The sequence below is a fragment of the Sphingomonas sp. ERG5 genome, from assembly GCF_000803065.1.
Taxonomy (GTDB): Bacteria; Pseudomonadota; Alphaproteobacteria; order Sphingomonadales; family Sphingomonadaceae; genus Sphingomonas.
The window spans coordinates 211,407-228,197 of the sequence record NZ_JSXI01000024.1 but is presented as its reverse complement, the minus strand read 5'-3'; the positions used below and the strand labels follow the sequence as shown (position 1 = coordinate 228,197).

The 16,791-nt window shown below is 63.3% G+C and carries 16 protein-coding genes and 1 tRNA gene; 6 read left to right on the top strand and 11 right to left on the bottom strand.

Annotated features, from left to right (window positions below; translation table 11 throughout):
* Nucleotides 1-8 precede the first annotated feature (8 nt).
* Both OO12_RS09645 and OO12_RS09640 read right to left on the bottom strand, forming a co-directional pair.
* Nucleotides 9-1,241, bottom strand: coding sequence for a hypothetical protein (locus OO12_RS09645; protein ID WP_034158432.1), 1,233 nt, complete (start codon nt 1,239-1,241; stop codon nt 9-11).
* A 534-nt stretch (nt 1,242-1,775) separates the two neighbouring features.
* The gene (locus OO12_RS09640; RefSeq protein ID WP_034158431.1) at nt 1,776-2,684 is read right to left on the bottom strand and encodes an SDR family oxidoreductase; all 909 of its coding nucleotides are present in this window, start codon (nt 2,682-2,684) and stop codon (nt 1,776-1,778) included.
* An 82-nt stretch (nt 2,685-2,766) separates the two neighbouring features.
* Between OO12_RS09640 and OO12_RS09635 the strand changes: the two genes are divergently transcribed.
* Together OO12_RS09635 and OO12_RS09630 are read left to right on the top strand one after the other, a co-directional pair.
* Nucleotides 2,767-3,330, top strand: a complete 564-nt coding sequence (locus tag OO12_RS09635) for a TetR/AcrR family transcriptional regulator (RefSeq protein WP_034158430.1) — start codon at nt 2,767-2,769, stop codon at nt 3,328-3,330.
* Entirely contained in the window at nt 3,327-3,749 is a 423-nt protein-coding gene (locus OO12_RS09630) for a GNAT family N-acetyltransferase (protein WP_034158429.1), read from the top strand. Before OO12_RS09635 ends, OO12_RS09630 begins: the two co-directional genes overlap by 4 nt.
* Before the next feature lie 2 nt (nt 3,750-3,751).
* Here the strand turns inward: OO12_RS09630 and OO12_RS09625 are convergent, their stop codons facing one another.
* Together OO12_RS09625 and OO12_RS09620 are read right to left on the bottom strand one after the other, a co-directional pair.
* Nucleotides 3,752-4,243 (bottom strand): methylated-DNA--[protein]-cysteine S-methyltransferase, encoded by a 492-nt coding sequence (locus OO12_RS09625; protein ID WP_034158428.1) that lies wholly within the window; start codon nt 4,241-4,243, stop codon nt 3,752-3,754.
* 133 nt (nt 4,244-4,376) lie between these two features.
* Nucleotides 4,377-4,856 carry a MarR family winged helix-turn-helix transcriptional regulator gene (locus OO12_RS09620; RefSeq protein WP_034158427.1) on the bottom strand — a complete coding sequence of 160 codons (480 nt, stop codon included), beginning with the start codon at nt 4,854-4,856 and terminating at the stop codon, nt 4,377-4,379.
* Nucleotides 4,857-4,971: 115 nt separating this feature from the next.
* On the opposite strand from OO12_RS09620, the gene OO12_RS27445 reads away from it, so the two are divergent.
* Nucleotides 4,972-5,340: an antibiotic biosynthesis monooxygenase family protein gene (locus OO12_RS27445; protein WP_160296772.1), complete on the top strand. Its 369-nt coding sequence runs from the start codon at nt 4,972-4,974 to the stop codon at nt 5,338-5,340.
* Here OO12_RS27445 and OO12_RS09610 read toward each other — a convergent pair.
* The 3 genes from OO12_RS09610 to moaA all read right to left on the bottom strand — a co-directional run bounded on the left by OO12_RS09610 (nt 5,330) and on the right by moaA (nt 7,227).
* Nucleotides 5,330-5,404, bottom strand: a tRNA-Asn gene (locus OO12_RS09610). The two genes, OO12_RS27445 and OO12_RS09610, sit on opposite strands and share 11 nt — an antisense overlap.
* A gap of 51 nt (nt 5,405-5,455) precedes the next feature.
* Entirely contained in the window at nt 5,456-6,235 is a 780-nt protein-coding gene (locus tag OO12_RS09605; protein WP_034158425.1) for an NAD kinase, read from the bottom strand.
* Complete coding sequence (gene moaA / locus OO12_RS09600) at nt 6,232-7,227, bottom strand: GTP 3',8-cyclase MoaA (RefSeq protein WP_034158424.1); 996 nt, start codon at nt 7,225-7,227, stop codon at nt 6,232-6,234. Before moaA ends, OO12_RS09605 begins: the two co-directional genes overlap by 4 nt.
* 168 nt (nt 7,228-7,395) lie before the next feature.
* Here moaA and OO12_RS09595 point away from each other — a divergent pair, with 168 nt between their 5' ends.
* A complete protein-coding gene (locus OO12_RS09595) occupies nt 7,396-9,384 on the top strand; it encodes a putative bifunctional diguanylate cyclase/phosphodiesterase (protein WP_034158423.1) in 1,989 nt (662 codons plus the stop codon).
* Between the two features lie 297 nt (nt 9,385-9,681).
* On the opposite strand, the gene OO12_RS09590 is transcribed toward OO12_RS09595, so the two are convergent.
* Nucleotides 9,682-10,296, bottom strand: coding sequence for a DedA family protein (locus OO12_RS09590; protein WP_034158422.1), 615 nt, complete (start codon nt 10,294-10,296; stop codon nt 9,682-9,684).
* 237 nt (nt 10,297-10,533) lie between these two features.
* On the opposite strand from OO12_RS09590, the gene OO12_RS09585 reads away from it, so the two are divergent.
* Complete coding sequence (locus OO12_RS09585) at nt 10,534-10,965, top strand: YybH family protein (RefSeq protein ID WP_082006441.1); 432 nt, start codon at nt 10,534-10,536, stop codon at nt 10,963-10,965.
* On the opposite strand, the gene OO12_RS09580 is transcribed toward OO12_RS09585, so the two are convergent.
* Together OO12_RS09580 and OO12_RS28505 are read right to left on the bottom strand one after the other, a co-directional pair.
* Nucleotides 10,953-12,521, bottom strand: coding sequence for a hypothetical protein (locus tag OO12_RS09580; RefSeq protein ID WP_235364729.1), 1,569 nt, complete (start codon nt 12,519-12,521; stop codon nt 10,953-10,955). The genes OO12_RS09585 and OO12_RS09580 overlap by 13 nt on opposite strands.
* 34 nt (nt 12,522-12,555) lie before the next feature.
* On the bottom strand, nt 12,556-12,711 hold the full coding sequence (locus tag OO12_RS28505) for a hypothetical protein (protein ID WP_160296771.1): 156 nt from the start codon (nt 12,709-12,711) through the stop codon (nt 12,556-12,558).
* 388 nt (nt 12,712-13,099) lie between these two features.
* Here OO12_RS28505 and OO12_RS09575 point away from each other — a divergent pair, with 388 nt between their 5' ends.
* Complete coding sequence (locus OO12_RS09575; RefSeq protein WP_052215705.1) at nt 13,100-14,683, top strand: amidase family protein; 1,584 nt, start codon at nt 13,100-13,102, stop codon at nt 14,681-14,683.
* Between the two features lie 22 nt (nt 14,684-14,705).
* On the opposite strand, the gene OO12_RS26825 is transcribed toward OO12_RS09575, so the two are convergent.
* Complete coding sequence (locus OO12_RS26825) at nt 14,706-16,757, bottom strand: bifunctional diguanylate cyclase/phosphodiesterase (protein WP_052215704.1); 2,052 nt, start codon at nt 16,755-16,757, stop codon at nt 14,706-14,708.
* Nucleotides 16,758-16,791: the final 34 nt, after the last annotated feature.

Sequence of the window (16,791 nt, the reverse complement as noted above, 5' to 3'; positions counted from 1 at the left end):
CAGCCCCCTCACTTTCCGAAACTGTAGATCAGGCGAAGTTCCGCCCCGACGCTGTCATAATCGCGAATGAGGCTGGCGGCGTTGTAGTTGCGCCGCGTGTAGCTCGCTGCGCCCTCGATCGCGAAGCCGCTGTCGCCGATCGGCACACCGATTGCGCCGCGCACGAAATAGCGCGTCTCGATCCGATCGGGAATCAGTGGCGTGTCGCGGTAATTCACATGGCGAATGATCGCGCTCAGTCCGGCATAGGTGCCGTTGGCGGCGATCGGGGTACGCAGGCCGGCATAGCCGCGAAAGCCGCGATAGCCGAGGACATGGGTGTCCGCGTCCTTCAACTCATAAGCGGCGCCGACCACATAGCTGGTGCCGATGCCTGGCCGGCCCTGATATTCCAGCGCCAGGTCATAGCGTCCGCCGTCGCGGGAATAGCCCGGCAACGCGAAGTTATAATCCTGCTTCACGGCTTCGCCGCGCAGCGCGATGCGGCCGGTGTCGGCGACCCGCGCGGTCAGGTCGGCCTGGCCGCCATATTCGGTGACATAGGGTGATCCGGCGATGCGGCCGTGGCGCACCACGCCGCCGAACGACGCGCCGATCGTGTCGCCCTGATAGGCATAGCCGAGCCAGGCACTGCCGAACTGATAGTCGAGATCCGGGCCGGAAATGCTGTTGTTGGTCTGCGCGGACACGCCGTAATAGACTTGGCTGTCACCGCTGATCGCTGCGCGTCCGTCGAGGCTGAGCGAGGCCGTGAAGGACAGGCCGTCATTGCTCAGATCGAGTGCGCCGGGAAGGTTGAACTGGTTGGCCACCACGCCATAGGCGTCGCTGTTATAGGCGATGCCGGTGGATAGCTCGACCGAAAGCCGGCTCGCCCGGCGATTGCCCTCGTTCGCTGCGGGGCGCGGGAGGGCGCCACAGGCCTGTTGCACCTCGGCCCAGCTGCTCGCGGACAAGGTCGCGCCGTCGATCTTGGCAAGTTCGATGCCGGCGCGCTGACGATCGTCGAGACGGCACAAGATCGTGACGTAATAAAGCCGGACATCGGCGGATTCATCGCTGGCTTCGGCAAGCAGAGCGCCCTCCAGCGTTGCCGCGGCGCCAAGCAGGTCACCGGCATCGGCCTGGCTGCGCGCGACCGTGACCGTTCCCGCCGGGGTCGCGGATGAATCGATCAGTGCGTCGATCTCCGTTTCGGGCGATGCCTGGGCGAGGGCAGGCGCGGTGCCGGCGATGAGCATGGCTCCGCCGATCGCGCTTGCGCATAAGCCTCTATAAAAGCGGCTGTTATTCATCATATCCCCCATCAGGCATCCTTGCGCCAACCCTGCTGCAACGGAAAAGAGCTGGCCGATCAACCAGCGGACCGGCAGCCATTATGGCCGTTCCAGTCCAGGCGCCCTACAGCAGGAATACTCCTGGCGACTGAGTCCGTAAAGATTGGTGCAGGAATATCGTTACGGGGGCGGTCGAAGCGCGTCCGAACTCGGGGAGAAAGCCTGGTTCCGCTCGGTGAATTCGCGGATAGAGCAGGGAAACTAGGACTGAGCGGAGCGGTCAGCAATGCGACGAGTGTTCCGCGGCGCAAATCTTCCGCGATATGCGAAAGCGGCATTTGCGCCAGGCTGTGGCCATGCCTTTTTGTGGCAAGATAACTCTCCGGACCGGTATCGACTCAGTGTCGGCGATCCCGCCCGATGTTTCATCGTACCCTTTTCGTTCCGAGCGACGTCGGAAAACGAACGGAAGGGGAGTCGACTCAGCCCATCGTCACATTAGCGATACCCCGTCGTGTCCGCGGGTTTGCCGGCATCCTGCACCTCGATCACATAGGGCCATGCATCGGGTCGCGAGCCATCCAGGTCGGTGAAACCATATTCCCGGGCCAGTTGGCCGCTGGTCAGCGATTGCCCATTCCACCGCGCCCGTTGCGGGTCTGTGGCCAGTGCCGCCACGGCGCGGCCGACAAAGCGCGGGGTTTCCGAAATGGCGAAGTGCGGCACCTTGGCCAACGCATCGCGCCAATTCTCTTCGCCTACACCGAACGTCTCGAGCATCATTTCAGAGCGCAGCCAGCCCGGCGAGAGCGAGACTGATGTGGCGTCATGACGCTTCAGATCCTGAGCATGGGACCAGCCCATGCGGTTTACCGACACTTTGGCCAGATCGTAGAACGGATTGATGCGGTAATGATCGGCATTGTAATCCGCTGGCCCGTCTGTGACTTCAATCAGCAAGCCGCCGGGCTGTTCGATCATCAGCGCGAGGGCGTGATGTGCGGTAATGAGATGGGTCTCCACCTGCAGCCGCAACAGGCGCAGCCCCTTGTCGAGGTCATGCTCCCAGACCGGCTTGTCCCATTCCATCAGTGTTTCGCCGCCCCAGATGTCGTTGACCAGGATGTCGAGCCGTCCCTGTTCAGCGTGGATCCGTGCAACCACGTCGCGCACCTGATCGGATATCAGATGATCGGCCTGGATCGCGATGCCGGTCCCGCCCAGCGCAGTGACCAGTTCGGCGGTTTCCTCGATGGTTTCGGGGCGGTCGTAGGAGGACCGCTGCGTTCGTGTCGTGCGCCCAGTGACATAGACCGTCGCTCCGGCCGCACCGAGCTCGGCCGCGATGCCGCGCCCCGCGCCCCGGGTCGCGCCGGCAACCAGCGCCACTTTGCCTGTCAATTGCATGCCATCTCCTGCGTCGACTCGCCTTGTGCCCGTTGCTGTCACTATATATAAACGAATATTCATTTATAAAAGATCGGGCAAAATGCCAAGGCCGAGAACCACCAGCGACGAAGCGATCTTCGCCCACGCCCTGGCGCTGATGCAGGAGCGTGGTTCGGATGCGCTGACTTTTGCCGCATTGGCGCAGCGCAGCGGGCTGGCGGGATCGACCCTGGTTCAGCGTTTCGGCAGCAAGCCGAAGCTGATCCATGCCGCGATGCTTCATGCCTGGGACGCGTTCGACCAGCTCAACGACGAGATTGCTGCGGCGGCGCCGCGAACGCCGGCCGGCGCGATTGCAATGCTTGGCCGGCTGTCGCAGACTTATGGCGATATCGAGGGTTATGCCGACCAGCTCCATGTGTTGCGTGAGGATCTGCGCCATCCCGATTTGCGCGAGCGCGGGCATCGTTGGGTCGAAACGCTCGCCGCGCGGATCGGCGCCTGTTTTGCCGATACGCCCGGCGCGCCAACTGATATCGGTATCCTGATGGTCGGTCAGTGGCAGGGCGCCCTGCTGCTCTGGGGCTTTTCGCCGGGAAGCCGGCTCGACGCGTTCATCCGCATGCATCTCGACCGATTTATGAAAGCGCTGGATATTCCATGACCGCCACTCGCATCCTCTACGCCAGCGAACCCGCGCTTGCCGCGAGCGATTTCCGCCATGTGTTGATCGAGTCCGGGCTGGGTGCGATCCGCCCGGTCGATGATGCAGAACGGCTGGCGACCATGCTGAAAGAAGCCGATCTGGTACTGACCGCGCGGCTCGACCGGGCCGATGGTGCGCTGGTCGGCGTGATGCGCGCGATCACCGACTATTCCTGGTCCTGTTATGTGTCCGAACTGGCAGTCACGCCCGCCGCGCAGGGGCTGGGGGTAGGGCGGGGACTGCTCGACGAAACCCGCCGGCAGCTTGGGCCGGCGGTCAGCGTGATTCTTGCCTCGGTGCCGGAAGCGGTTGGTTTCTACGAGCGCATCGGCATGGCGCGCCAGGCGGATGCGTTCTGGTATCGTCGCGAACGATAAGGCTAGGCGGCGCGGCGCGCGCCTTCGAGGTTGAGCAATTGCTCCTTCGCCGCCAGCCCGCCGGCAAAGCCGGTCAGTGCACCGCCCGACCCGATCACGCGGTGGCAGGGGGCAATGATCGAAATGGGGTTCTTGCCGTTCGCCGCACCGACCGCGCGAAAGGCGGTCGGCTTGCCGATCTGGCGCGCGATTTCCGCATAGCTGCGCGTCTCGCCGAACGGGATCGTCAGCAGGGCCGCCCAGACGTTCTTCTGGAACGCGGTGCCCTTGAAATCGAGCGGCACGGTGAAGGCGTGCAGCGTCCCCGCGAAATAGGCGGCGAGCTGCCGCGCGGTTTCGACAAGGATTGGGTTGTCCGGTTGCTCGACGAGCGGGCCGAGCCGCACCCGGTTGGGATCGTCATTCTCCCACAGGATCGCCGCCAGGCCCTGGTTGCTGGCGATCAGGGTGAGCCGGCCGACCGGCGATGCGATGATCTTGTACGAATAGGTCATGGCTTTGGTCTCTTGCTTCCGCGAAACATGTGATGAGGGGTTTTGTATCGTCCCGCGATGCTCTGAGCTTCCTGTTTGTTGCGCTTAAAGACCGCGATGGACCTGACCTCGGGTGGGGCGGTCCAGGTCTTCACTACGTGTTCGCCTTCTCTGATGACGGCTGTTCAAGCCGTTGCCGCAATCCCTCCAGAACCTTGCTCGCGCGCTGGATCCCTTCCGGGTCAACCTTGTCACCAAGCATATTGACCCATGGCGCCTGGGCGCGGAGCGCGCAGTCATAGGCGTGCAGGCCTTTGCTCGTCATGACGACCAGCTTGGCGCTGCGATGATGGGGGTTTTCCTTCAATTCGGCAAAGCCCTCGGCCACCAATTCGCTGACGATGCGCTGCACGCCCTGGCGGTTCAGCCCCATGTTTCGAGCCAGTCGCGCAACAGGTTCCGGAACGGGCGATAGCGCAATTGCCCCCAGGACCTGCCAGCGGGCGCTGGTGAGACCGAGCTCGGCGACGAGCCGGTCCCCCGCCGCTAGAAGGCGGCCGTTGAGCCGAAAGACAGTTACGATAAGCTCGCTGATGGCCTTGCCCGATGGGGTTCTGAAATCGTCATTCTCCATGTGCATTAAATATCCATATTGACATCATGTTGTCAATTAAGCAGTTGGCGGCATATCGATGCCGGCCCGAATGGTTGGTGAAGACCCCGGCAAACTGCCTGACCAAGGAATAGAAATGCAAAGCAGCAGCAATGACTCGCGGATTTTCCGGATCGACCGGTTCGTTGTTCCCATCGCCGCCGAAGCGGAGTTTCTCGCGACAGTGGCCGAAATCAACACCGTGTTCGACGATATGGATGGGTGTTTGCAACGCCATGTGCTGAGGCAGCAAGGGACTTCGGGCGACGCCATTTACATGACCATTGTGGAGTGGGAGTCTGCCGCCACAATCCAGATGGCGCGGGAAGCGGCGGACGCGAAACACAAGGAAATGGGGCTTGATCCGCAGGAGATGTTCCAGCGTCTGCAGATAATGGCTGACCTGGGCAATTACGCTCCGGTGTCCGGCGGGGCGTCTGCCCCGATCCGGAGAATGGCTCCCTGAGTAGGATTCGAACCTACGGCCGCTCGATTAACAGTCGAGAGCTCTACCGCTGAGCTATCAGGGAATGAAGCCGAGGGCGGCTCTATAAACGGCTGTAATGAGGATGCAAGACCATTCAGGCGGCAAATTGCTCCATCGTTATGCGATCGTCGAGCGCGTGCTCGGGATCGAACAACAGGGTCAGCTCGCGCGAGCGGTCGATGACCACATCGACACGGGCGACATCGCGCACTTCGCGCTGGTCGCCGACCGCGCTGACCGGGCGCTTGGCGGGTTCGAGCACCCTGATGCTGATTCGCGCCTTGTCGGGCACGATCGCCCCGCGCCAGCGGCGCGGGCGGAACGGGCTGATCGGAGTCAGCGCGAGCAGATTGGAGCCGAGCGGCAGGATCGGGCCTTGCGCGGAGAAATTGTACGCGGTCGACCCGGCCGGCGTGGCGACGAGGATGCCGTCGCATGCCAGTTCGGGCATGACGATCCGGTCGTTGAGCGTGATCTCCAGCTTCGCGGTCTGGCGGGTTTCGCGCAGCAGCGAGACCTCGTTGATCGCAGGCAGCGAATAGGTGTCGCCGCCGACCGTGACCGCGGTCATGGCGAGCGGCGTGACCTTGAACGGCTTGGTGCGGGCGAGCCGATCGTTGAGACCATGTCGCTGCCATTCGTTCATCAGGAAGCCGACGGTGCCGAGGTTCATGCCGAATACCGGCACGATCGGTTTGCGCCGTTCGAGCATCGCGTGAAGCGTCTGCAGCATGAAGCCGTCGCCGCCGAGCGCGACGATCAGGTCGGCGTCCTCGGGATGGACCCAGTCATGGGCGTCGGCCAGTTCCCTGGCGGCTTCCTGAGCCTGGGGGGTGGGCGACGCGACCAGCGCGCGCCGTTGCAAGTCGCTCATCCGCCGGTGACGCTCATATGCCGCGCGACGGCGGGCGTGGCGGCGGCGATGTCGAAATCATGCCGTGCGGGCTTGGACAGCAATGCCGCATCGAGCGCCGCGTCAAGGCCCGCCACGCCATCGGCGCGCAGGACCGCCTTCAGATCGACCCGATCGTCATGGCCGAGGCAAGTGTAGAGAATGCCCTCTGTGGTCAGGCGAACACGGTTGCAGGTGTCGCAGAAATTGGCGGTGAGCGGCGAAATGAGGCCGAGCCGCGTGTCGCTCTCGGCGATACGCCAGTAGCGCGCCGGGCCGCCGCTGTCGTGCGAATCGCGGACCAGCGGGAATTGCGCCTTCAATTCATCCATCACAGCGGTCAGCGGCAGGAAGCGATCAGTGCGGTCCTCGTCGACCAGGCCGAGCGGCATCGTCTCGATCAGGGTCAGGTCGAGCCCTTCGTCGCGGCACCAGGCAAGCATCGGGGCGATCTCGCGTTCGTTCCAGCCCTTCAGCGCGACCATGTTGATCTTGACCGCGAGCCCGGCATCGCGCGCGGCGAAGATCCCGTCGATCACGCGCGCAACGTCGCCATGGCGGGTGATGTGGCGGAACAGCTCGGGGTCGCGGCTGTCGAGGCTGACATTGACGCGGCGCATCCCGGCATCGACCAGCGCCCGGGCATGGTCGGCAAGGTGGTTGCCGTTGGTGGTCATGGTCAGCTCGTCAAGGCCGGCCCCGACATGCCGGCCGAGCCGCGTGACCAGATCGCCGACATCGCGCCGTACCAGTGGTTCGCCGCCGGTCAGGCGAATCTTGGTGATGCCGCGCGCGATGAAGCGTTCGGCGATCACTGCGATTTCGTCGAGGCTAAGCAGCGCTGCCCTGGGCAGGAACGTCATGTGCTCGGCCATGCAATAGCGGCAGCGCAAGTCGCAGCGATCGGTGACCGAGATCCGCAAATAGCTGATCGTGCGGCCGTGGCGGTCCTTCAGGGCGGGCGCGCATGTCATGGTGCAAGAGCTAAGCCTTCGTCGGGCCGGGAACAAGGGCGTTCGCTGTTTATCGCCTGTGCAGGAAGCGTGGAGTAATGCTCGGCGAAGCCTTGTTCTTCCGGTGCAAACATCGGAAAGAGCGGATGGCACCGCGAACAGGCGCGGCATGAAGGGAAAGGGCGTGCTGTGATCGATACATCGCCCGCGCCGCTCTTCATCCTGTCGTTCCGCCAGCGCGACGAACTTGCCGCGATCGCCGTTGCCGCCGGATGGCAAGTCGTGGCGGCGCGGCGCGGTGCGGGCGTGGCGCGGCGTTTCCTCGGCAGTGGCGCGCCGGTCGCGGTGGTCGATGCGCGCGGATCGCTGAATGAAGGGCTCGACGCGGCACAGGCGTTGAGCGGCGTGATCGGCTCGAACGGCGGCGCGATGCTCGTGCTGGTATCGCGCGGCGATGTCGATGCGATCGGGCGCTTCTACGATGCCGGCGCGACACATTTCCTCGCCAGTTCGTTCAGCGATACCGAGTTCACTCAGGCGTTGCGCTTCGCGGCGCGCCATGCCGAACGCATGGCGGGCGAGTGGCAGGCGAGCGCACCGCCCGACCCGCTGGGCTGGCGGCTCGATCTGCGCAATCGCTCGGTCGTGTTGACGCCGGCCTTTGCCCGGCTGCTCGAGATCGATGAGGAGCCGTCACCGCGCGCCCTGCTGCGCACGCTCGACCTGCCCGAACGCCGCGCGGCGCTGACGGCGCTGCGCCGGCTGTCGAGCACGCGTCATGCCACCGCTTTCGCCCATGACCTGAGCAGCATCGGCCGCGTCGTGCAGCATTTGCAGCATGACGAGAAAGCCAGGCGAATCGATGCGCTGGTCGAGCCGCTCGGTTCGGCGCCTGATTCTGTCGCGGCGATGCGTGAGGCGTTGGCCGGCGTGCGCGATGCGGGTGGGGCACGGCGCTGGATCGACCGTCGACTTGGGCAATCGGCTGGCGGGACGCTGACCGTGCTGCTGATCGCGCTCAACCGGTTCGAGGTGGTCAACACCGCTTATGGCCGCGCGGCGGGCGATGGTTTGCTGCGCGCCGCCTATCGCCGGATCGAGGAGATTGCGCGCGAGACGCTGGAACGTGGCGTGCTGGTCGCCCGGATGGGCGGTTCGGAATATCTCATCGCGAGCGAAGCCTCTCGCGAGCGCATCGACCTGGCGGTCGAGCATGTCGCCAGCGCGCTCGCACGGCCGTTCGTGGTCGGTGATTCGATTGCGGTATTGGGCTGTCGGATCGGCATGGCGGAGCGTGGCGACGAGGATAGCGCAGCGACCTTGCTACGCCGGGCAAGCGAAGCGCTGGCCGATGCCAAGGCATCCGACAGTGCGACGGTGCGCGTCGCCGAGGCGGGCGAGGACGATGCCCCGGTAGACCGGCTGGCGGCGGAATTGCGCCAGGCGATCGATCAGGGCGATATCGACATCCTGTACCAGCCACAGGTGTCGGCATCGACCGGCGCGATCGTCGGGGTCGAGGCGCTGGCGCGTTGGGATCATGCGACGCTCGGCATGATCGGTGCCGATGCGCTGTTCGCGGCGGCGGCGCGGGCCGATCTGGAGATCGGGCTGTCGGACCATATCCAGCGCATCGTGATGGCGCGCGCGGCGGCATGGCCTGCAGCGCTCGCCGGCCTGCGACTGTCGCTCAACCTGACCGCCGGGGATATCGCGCGGCCTGGCTTTGCCGATCTGTTCCTCGACCGGATCGATGCGAGCGGTTTTCCGCGCAACCGCCTGACGCTGGAGATCACCGAAAGCGGGCTGATCGAGGATCTTGGCATTGCCGCGACCTTGCTGGCAACGCTGCGCAGCGCCGGATGCCGGATCGCGATCGACGATTTCGGCACGGGCTATTCGAGCCTGGCCTATCTCAAGTCATTGCCGCTCGATTATCTCAAGATCGACAAGAAGCTGTCGCAGGACATCACCGGCACCCCGCGCGACCGGGTGGTGGTGCGCGGCGTGATCGACATGGCGCGCTCGCTCGGCCTGTCGGTGATTGCCGAGGGGGTCGAGACGGTGGAGCAGCTCGACCTGCTGGCGAAGGAGGGATGCCAATATTATCAGGGCTTCCTGTGTTCGGAGCCGGTGGATGTCGCCACGCTGATGCGGCTGGTCGCAGGCGATTCCTAGGCCATCCTCGCCTGTTATGGCCTGTTATCGGGGGATCATTTTTTCTTCCCCGGCCAAGTCGGTTTCCCTTGCCAATTCAGGTTTATTTTTCAAAGTGTTATGACGATTTCACCTGTTATTGAATAACAGGTGAAAAACAGGTCGGTAACAGGTGAAAAAAGGACCTGTTATTGCCGGAACAGGTGATTCGGCATCATTCGATAATGATCAGTCATGTGAAAGAGCGGGACGGAGATTTTTCGCTTTCTTCCGGCGCCACTCTGTCATGACGGGTGGCGGGATTGAATCGCGCTCACGCTAGGCTGGCGCATCCTTGCGCCGCCGCACGAGCCACAGAATTCCGCATTCGAGGACGACCAGCACGCAGACCGCGACCAGAGTTGCGATCCACGGGTTCCAGCCCAGCACATGCAGGCCATAACCGAGGCTGGTGAATGCGCCGACCCACAACCCGCTGCCCAACACGACCGCCAGCGTGAAGGTGATCAGCGGCAAGGCCAGGATGCCGGCGGGGAGCGAAAGATAGACGCGCACGACCGGAATCGTCTGCCCGACGAAAGTGGCGACAAACGCGTTGCGGCTATAACGATCGGACAGCGAGAGATAGACCGGTTCGCGCAACCAGACGTAACGACCGAAACGCCTGACCAGAGTGTGCGTGCGTTCCTCACCCAGCGCATGGCCAAGGCCGTACCAGCACACCGCGCCGAGCGAGGAGGCGAGGGTGGTGGCGATGATCAGCGGGATGAGGTCGACCGGCGTGACGACCATCGAACTGCCGAGGAAAATGAACAGGCCATAGGAGGGGACGACCGGGATCAGCCGCTCCGCCAGCGCAAGCAAGGCCGCGCCGAACAGGCCGTAGGCGGCGATGCTGGCGATCGGGATGATGCCGCCAATCGCCCCGGTCATGCCGAGTGGTCCAGAAGGTGTGTCGGGCGAATTGGTCGGCGCGGCATTTTGTCTTCCTGATATTGATGATCCGCAACGCGAAGCACGGATCATGCCACGCGCTGTAGGCGGCGGAACTGCGTTGGCCAATCGCGGACTGCTTCGCGCGCTGTGCCAAAAAGCGGGACGGAGCGCCAATGACTTGGCGTGATCGCCGGACTATGCTGGCCGGTCACAAGGCTGGTTGGAGGAGCGATCATGATCAAGGCAGCATTTGGATTGGCCGCGGTCATGCTGGTCGCGCCGCAAACCGCCACGCCGGCCGAGGAAGTCCGCGCCGAGGTGATGGCGGCGATGGGCGATAGTGCGGCGGGCTGGAACCAGGGCGATCTGGTGCGTTTCACCGCGATCTATGCGGATCAGGCGAGCTTCGTTGCGAGCAATGGCCTGGTGCGCGGGCGCAAGGATATCATGGCGCGCTATGCGCCGCGTTTCGTGGCGGGCGCCAAGCGGGGCACCTTGTCGTTCGAACAACTCGACTTTCGCTTGCTCGATGCAAACCATGCGCTGCTGATCGCGCGCTATCGCTTGAAGTTCGAGGGCGAGAAAGATCAGTCCGGCCCGACCTCGCTGGTGTTCGAGCGACAGGCAAAGAAGGGGTGGCTGATCATCGCCGATCACAGCTCCTGATCTCCTGCGTCGAAAAAGCAGCAGATTGCCAGGACGCGGAAAACAAACCCGAAATCGGCGTCCGACAGCGATTCGATGTCGCTCGCCAGCGTTGCCGATATTCGATCGCGGTGAATGAGGTCCGGATCAAGCACAGCCGATCTCGACAGTACCGATTGCAGATAATCACGGTTCTCGACAAGCCCGCGTATCGCCACTTCGCGGAAGCTCTCCTTCGCATAATCACGCTGGAAAACGGGATCGCCCAGCCGATCCGTCAGGGCACGGCGCAGCACCGTGCGATCACGGCGATATTCCCATGGCAGGCTGGCGACGAAGCGCGCCAGGATCGGATTGATGTACGGATAGATCGGCCAGATACCCCGCCGCAACAAGCGCTGCGACCGCGCCGCGGTTGCGAGAAGACTGGTTTCCGCGAGCACGATCTGCGGCCTTGGCGCACCGCCTTGCAGGGCAAGGTGACGACCACGCTCGGTGAGATACGCGAAGCAGGTCGCGGCGCTCGATCCGTCATCAGGCGCTTCTTCGCCGGTATATACCGCGTATAATTCATCCCCGCCGAAGCCGCTGGCCAACGTATCGATTCCGGCACGCGCGAGCATGTCGAAAATCGCTTCGAAGAGTTCCGGGTAATTCTCGTCCTGCGGCCAGACGCCGAAGGGCGTGCGGCGCGCGCTCCCCGGGCCGAAGGGCGGGAAGCGATTCGCCGGCACGACGATGTCCTCAAACTGTCCGCGACGGCACAGCAAGTCGCGCCGGCTGCGCTGGGCATCCCCCATCGCGCCGCGAAATTGCGCGCCGTAACTGAGCAGCCCCGGTCCGGATATGTCGGCGGCGGCAAGTGCGATCAGCGCGGAATCCATCCCGCCACTGAGTTCGACCGCCGTCCGTTCGGAATCGAAATCGCGCGCTGCCATCAGCAGCAGCACCGTTTCGTAAAGCAGGTCTTCGGCCGATTGGTCCTGCAACAGATCCTGTGCGCCCGGCATGGCCATTGCCTCGGGCAAGCGCGCATCGACAGTTGCGCCGTGGATGGTGAGCGTTGCGCCAGCGAGCGAGCGATACAGACCGGCGATCGGCGTTTGTGGCGTATAGGCCAGCATTCCAGCGATTTGCGCCATCATCACAGGCCAATGGATCGATACGCTGGTATCGCGCAGCAATCGGCTGGAATCCCAGTCGATCGCGACATGACTGGCGGCCGTGCGGAAAAACACCGGCGCCGAATGGACCAGTGACGCTTCATAGGAGATGAGGCCGCTGACCCGATCGATGGTCAGGATCGACCAGTCGAGCAGATGAGACCGGATGGTATCGAGACGATCGGCGGCGTCGCGCGCCTGTTCCGGGCGAACAAGATCGAGCCCGTCCGGATCGTCGCGAAACCGTTCCAGACAAGCGACCGTCACGGCGTCGTCGGTATCGACCACGACCGCCCGTAACAGCCTGTGCGGAAAGGGTGTGATATGCGATGCGCCAAAAAGAATGCGCCCGTCGATGATATCGACAGGCGCATGCAGGTCGGAAAAATGGATATCGGCCGTCAGCATTTCCAATCGGCCACGCTGTTCAGATCAGCTGGGGTTCAGATCAGCCGGCGCCACGTCCGCCGCTGGTGAACACATCAAAGGGTTCATAGGGCGTTTTGCGGGCAATCGTGGAGACTGTCTTCGCGCCAGTGTTCACGATCGCCTTATCCAGCGCTTCGAACTGGTTCTTCAAGGATTTGGAGTCGATAGATTTCATTGTCTTTCTCCTCTTCTATTTGAAGAGGCTATGGCGTTGCCGGCTGGTTGCCACAACAATTGGATCCGCTTGCGACGACCTGATCGCGCCACACGACGTAATGAGAAAAAGCAGGCATCTGACCGGGTTCCGCGCGGTTCCGTACAAGGTGGGCGGCTGAATCACAGCGCGCCGCGCCCATCAACTGCTCCTCATAATATCCTTATGGCGCTCGCGGAGGAGGCGCACGGCATGCCTCTTCAAGCGCCGCGGCCGCCTGCGCAAAAAAGGCAATTAAGACACATTTGCGCCTCATTGTGGGTATGATGGACACATTCATGGCCTAATTATGGCCTTTTCAAGGCAATCAATTCTCTATATCCCGATTGAAATCAGGAGAGGATAGGGCATGGCAGAACCAGCGGACGAGAATTCACCGCAGGCGCGGCGGGATTTCTTGAAGAAGGCGGGCGCTGCCGGGGCGGCGGTGATGATCTCCGGTATGGTGTCCGGACTCTTTCCCGGCATGGCCGGGGCCGCATCTGGTGGGATCGGCGCCGATTTTGCGGATATGGACGCGACCGGACTGGCCGCGGCGATCAAGGCACGCAGGATTTCCCCGCTCGAAGCGATCAACGCCGCGATCGCTCGTGCGGAGGCAGTGCAACCGCAAATCAATTGTATCAGCCAGACGCTCTATGATCGCGCACGCCAGCGCGCACCGTTGATCGACCTGACCGCGCCGTTCGCGGGCGTGCCCTATATGGTCAAGGATGAAGCCGACGTGTCGGGCACCGCCACCCATTTCGGCGCGCGGCTCGACCGGCTGATGCCGATCCAGCAGCGCAGCGATCCGATGATCATGCTCAGCGAAAAATCGGGCCTGAATATCTTTGCCCGCACGACGCGATCGGAATTCGGCATCCTGCCGACCACCGAGACCAGTGCCTATGGCGTGACTCGTAATCCGTGGGAGCTGAGCCGTACGCCGGGAGGATCGTCGGGCGGGGCCGCCGCGGCGGTGGCCGCGGGCATCGTGCCGATGGCGCATGGTTCGGACGGTGCCGGATCGCTGCGCATCCCGGCAAGCAATTGCGGGCTGGTCGGTCTGAAACCGTCACGCGACCGGATCACCGCCGGCGGCCACAGCATGGTCGGTGGGAAGATCAATGTCAGTAGCTGGCTTGGCGTGACCTTCTGCGTGTCGCGTTCGGTACGCGACAGCGCCAATTTGCTGTCGCTGCTTGAAATGAGTGGCGCGGACGCGGTCCTGCCGCCGGTTGGCCGCGTCACTGGCCCTCCCGCACGACGGTTGCGGGTGGGATATGTGATGAATGGGCTGGGCGGTCACACCCCCGATCCCGAGGTCGTGCGCAGCGTTCAGTCCACACTCAAGCTGCTCGAATCGCTCGGGCACCGCGTCGATGAACGCCGCTGGCCGTTCGACGGTGAGGCATTTCTCGAAGATTTCACGCTGATCTACACCGCGCGTGCGCGAGATCGGAAAAAGACCATTCCGCCCGAAATGGCGGCACTCGGGACCAGGATCCTGGAAGGGCTGGTCGACCCTGCAACGTTGCGCATGGGCGAAATGAGCGAGGATATTTCCGATGAAATGGTCGCCCGATCCTATGCGCGGATCGACGCCCAGAGCCGGGCCTATTTCGGACTGTTCGACACGATCGACATCCTGGTGACGCCGGTGCTGCTCAAACCGCCGGTCCCGATCGGCCAGATCAACGGATCGGTGCCATTCCCGATCCTGTTGCTTCGGCTGAACAATTATGCGGATTATTCGATGTTGCAAAATGCGACCGGCGGCCCGGCGATCAGCCTGCCGTTGCACTGGACCAAGGATGGCTTGCCGGTCGGCGTGCAATTTGCCGGGCGGCTGGGCGATGACCGGACATTGCTCGAACTTGCCTTTGAGCTCGAACAGGCCCGCCCTTGGGCGCGCCGTCGTCCGCCGGTCTGGGCGCCGGCAATGGTGTGACGGTTTCGGCGCGGGCGGCGGATTACCGCGGATCGAGTATGTGTCCCAGCACGGCGTTGGCCCTGAGCGACCTGCCGAACAGAAAGCCTTGCGCATAATCGCAGCCGAGTTCGCGAATGACCTCGAATTCTTCCCGAGTCTCAACACCTTCCGCTGTCGTTGCCATGCCCAATCCTTGCGCCAGGGCAACGATTGCCCCGACGACCTGCTTGCGCTTCGCATCATTTGCGAGGGTGCTGCGGACAAAGGATCGGTCGATCTTGATCGTGTCGAACTGACCCCTGCTTAAATATCCAAGGCTTGAGTAGCCGGTGCCGAAATCGTCCAGAGCCATTCGAATGCCCAGCTCCCTGAAGCGGGCAAGCACCGCATCCGCGGCGACATCGTTGCGCAGGAAAATCCCCTCGGGAACTTCCAGCTCCAGCCTCCCGCGCATATTCGGTGTGGAGGCAAGGGCGGTTTCGACCGTCCTGGTGAAGCGCGGATCGGCGAACTGGATCGGCGATACGTTGACCGACACGCCGGCATAATCGGCCCAGCCCGCAGCATCGGCGCAGGCCTTCCTGATCACCCAATTTCCGATCTCGGGGATCAGGCCCATATCCTCCGCCATAGGTATGAAGGTGGCGGGAGAGACCGCGCCATATTCGGGATGCTGCCATCGGAGCAATGCTTCGAAGCTGACCACGGCTTCGGTCGCGACGTTCACGATCGGTTGATAGACCAGATACAGGCTTTCGTCGGTAAGCGCCCGGCGAAGCCCGGCCTCGAGCCGCCGTCGGTCCTTTGCGCCCGCATCCAGCGCCGTTCGATAGAATATTGCCACATCGGAGGAATCGCTGATCGCGGCACGCAAGGCGAGATCCGCCTTACGCTGCAGCGCCTCCGCGGTGCAGCTGTCCCAGGGCGACATGGCGACGCCGGCCACGGGTTTGAGCACAAGGGGTGAGCCATTGACGAAAAACGGTTCGCGGAGCGCATCCAGAACTTCGGCCGCAAGTGCCTCTATCCGGCTGCGCGAGGTGATGTCGCGGACGATCAGGTCGAATTCCCCCGCGTCGAATCGTCCGACATGGACGTCCGCATCGACCGCCTCGAGGAGCCGGGCCTGAATGTCGCGGATCAGCGCAAGCCGCTCGGTTCGGCCGATCAGGTCGATCGCCGAGTAACAGCCAAAGGCGCTGACCAGGATGAGTGCCGTTGGCCGGACGGTTCCGTCCCAGGTGAACATGACGCCGTTCAGGACGCGATTCAGCGCTTCCGGGCTGGACGCACCGCTCCAGGTCGCCAGCAGTGCTTCAAGCCGCCGGAGGTGATTGATCTGCTCGGCCTGGTACAGGGCGACGCTGTCGACCTTCTCGCCCACCGCGACGATGGCGCGGTTGGTTTCCTGAACATCGGCCCGCAAGGCCTGCGCCACCGCGTCGATCGTGACGACATGTTCCACGAGCTTGCTGATGTTGCTGGCGAGGAACAGGCGCTCGAACGATGGGTCCTTGAGAATCAGCGTGCCGAGCTCATCGCGAAACACCTCGAGCCAGGATCGACGTCCATTGGGTGCGCGCTGCCGAAACAGCATGGCGAGATGGAGCGGGAGGGGACGTGCCAGTGCAGTTTCGCACCAGCCCGAGACGGCGTTCACGGTCGCCTGGATTGCGGCTTGCTCCCAATCGCTCTCGTCGCCCAGGCGCGCCAGCAGCGGCGAAATCGCGGCGTGCATCTCATCGCTATCCAGCGTGACGGCGGCATCGATTCCAGTCGCCACGGCATGATTCAAATCGTCGACAAGGGCTCGTTCACTGGCATTGCGCACCTGTGAGGAGAGTGTTTCGAGATGATAGCGCAGGCTGTGGCGATAGGCGGTGGCGATCGAGGTGGTAAAGGACCGCGCGAGCTCGGTGGGCTGTCGCGATGCGGTGAATTTTCCGATACCGGCAAGCAGTGCGGTGCATGATTGCCTGAACACCGCATCGGCCCGGTTCCCAACGATCCCCGCCGCGGCGCTCTCGATCGTGATCGCGCCGGCAACCTGGGCAACGGCACCGGCACAGAGGCTGACGATGGTTTCAAGCATGAGGCGCTCGTATAGGGCCGGTCCCGTAAATCTG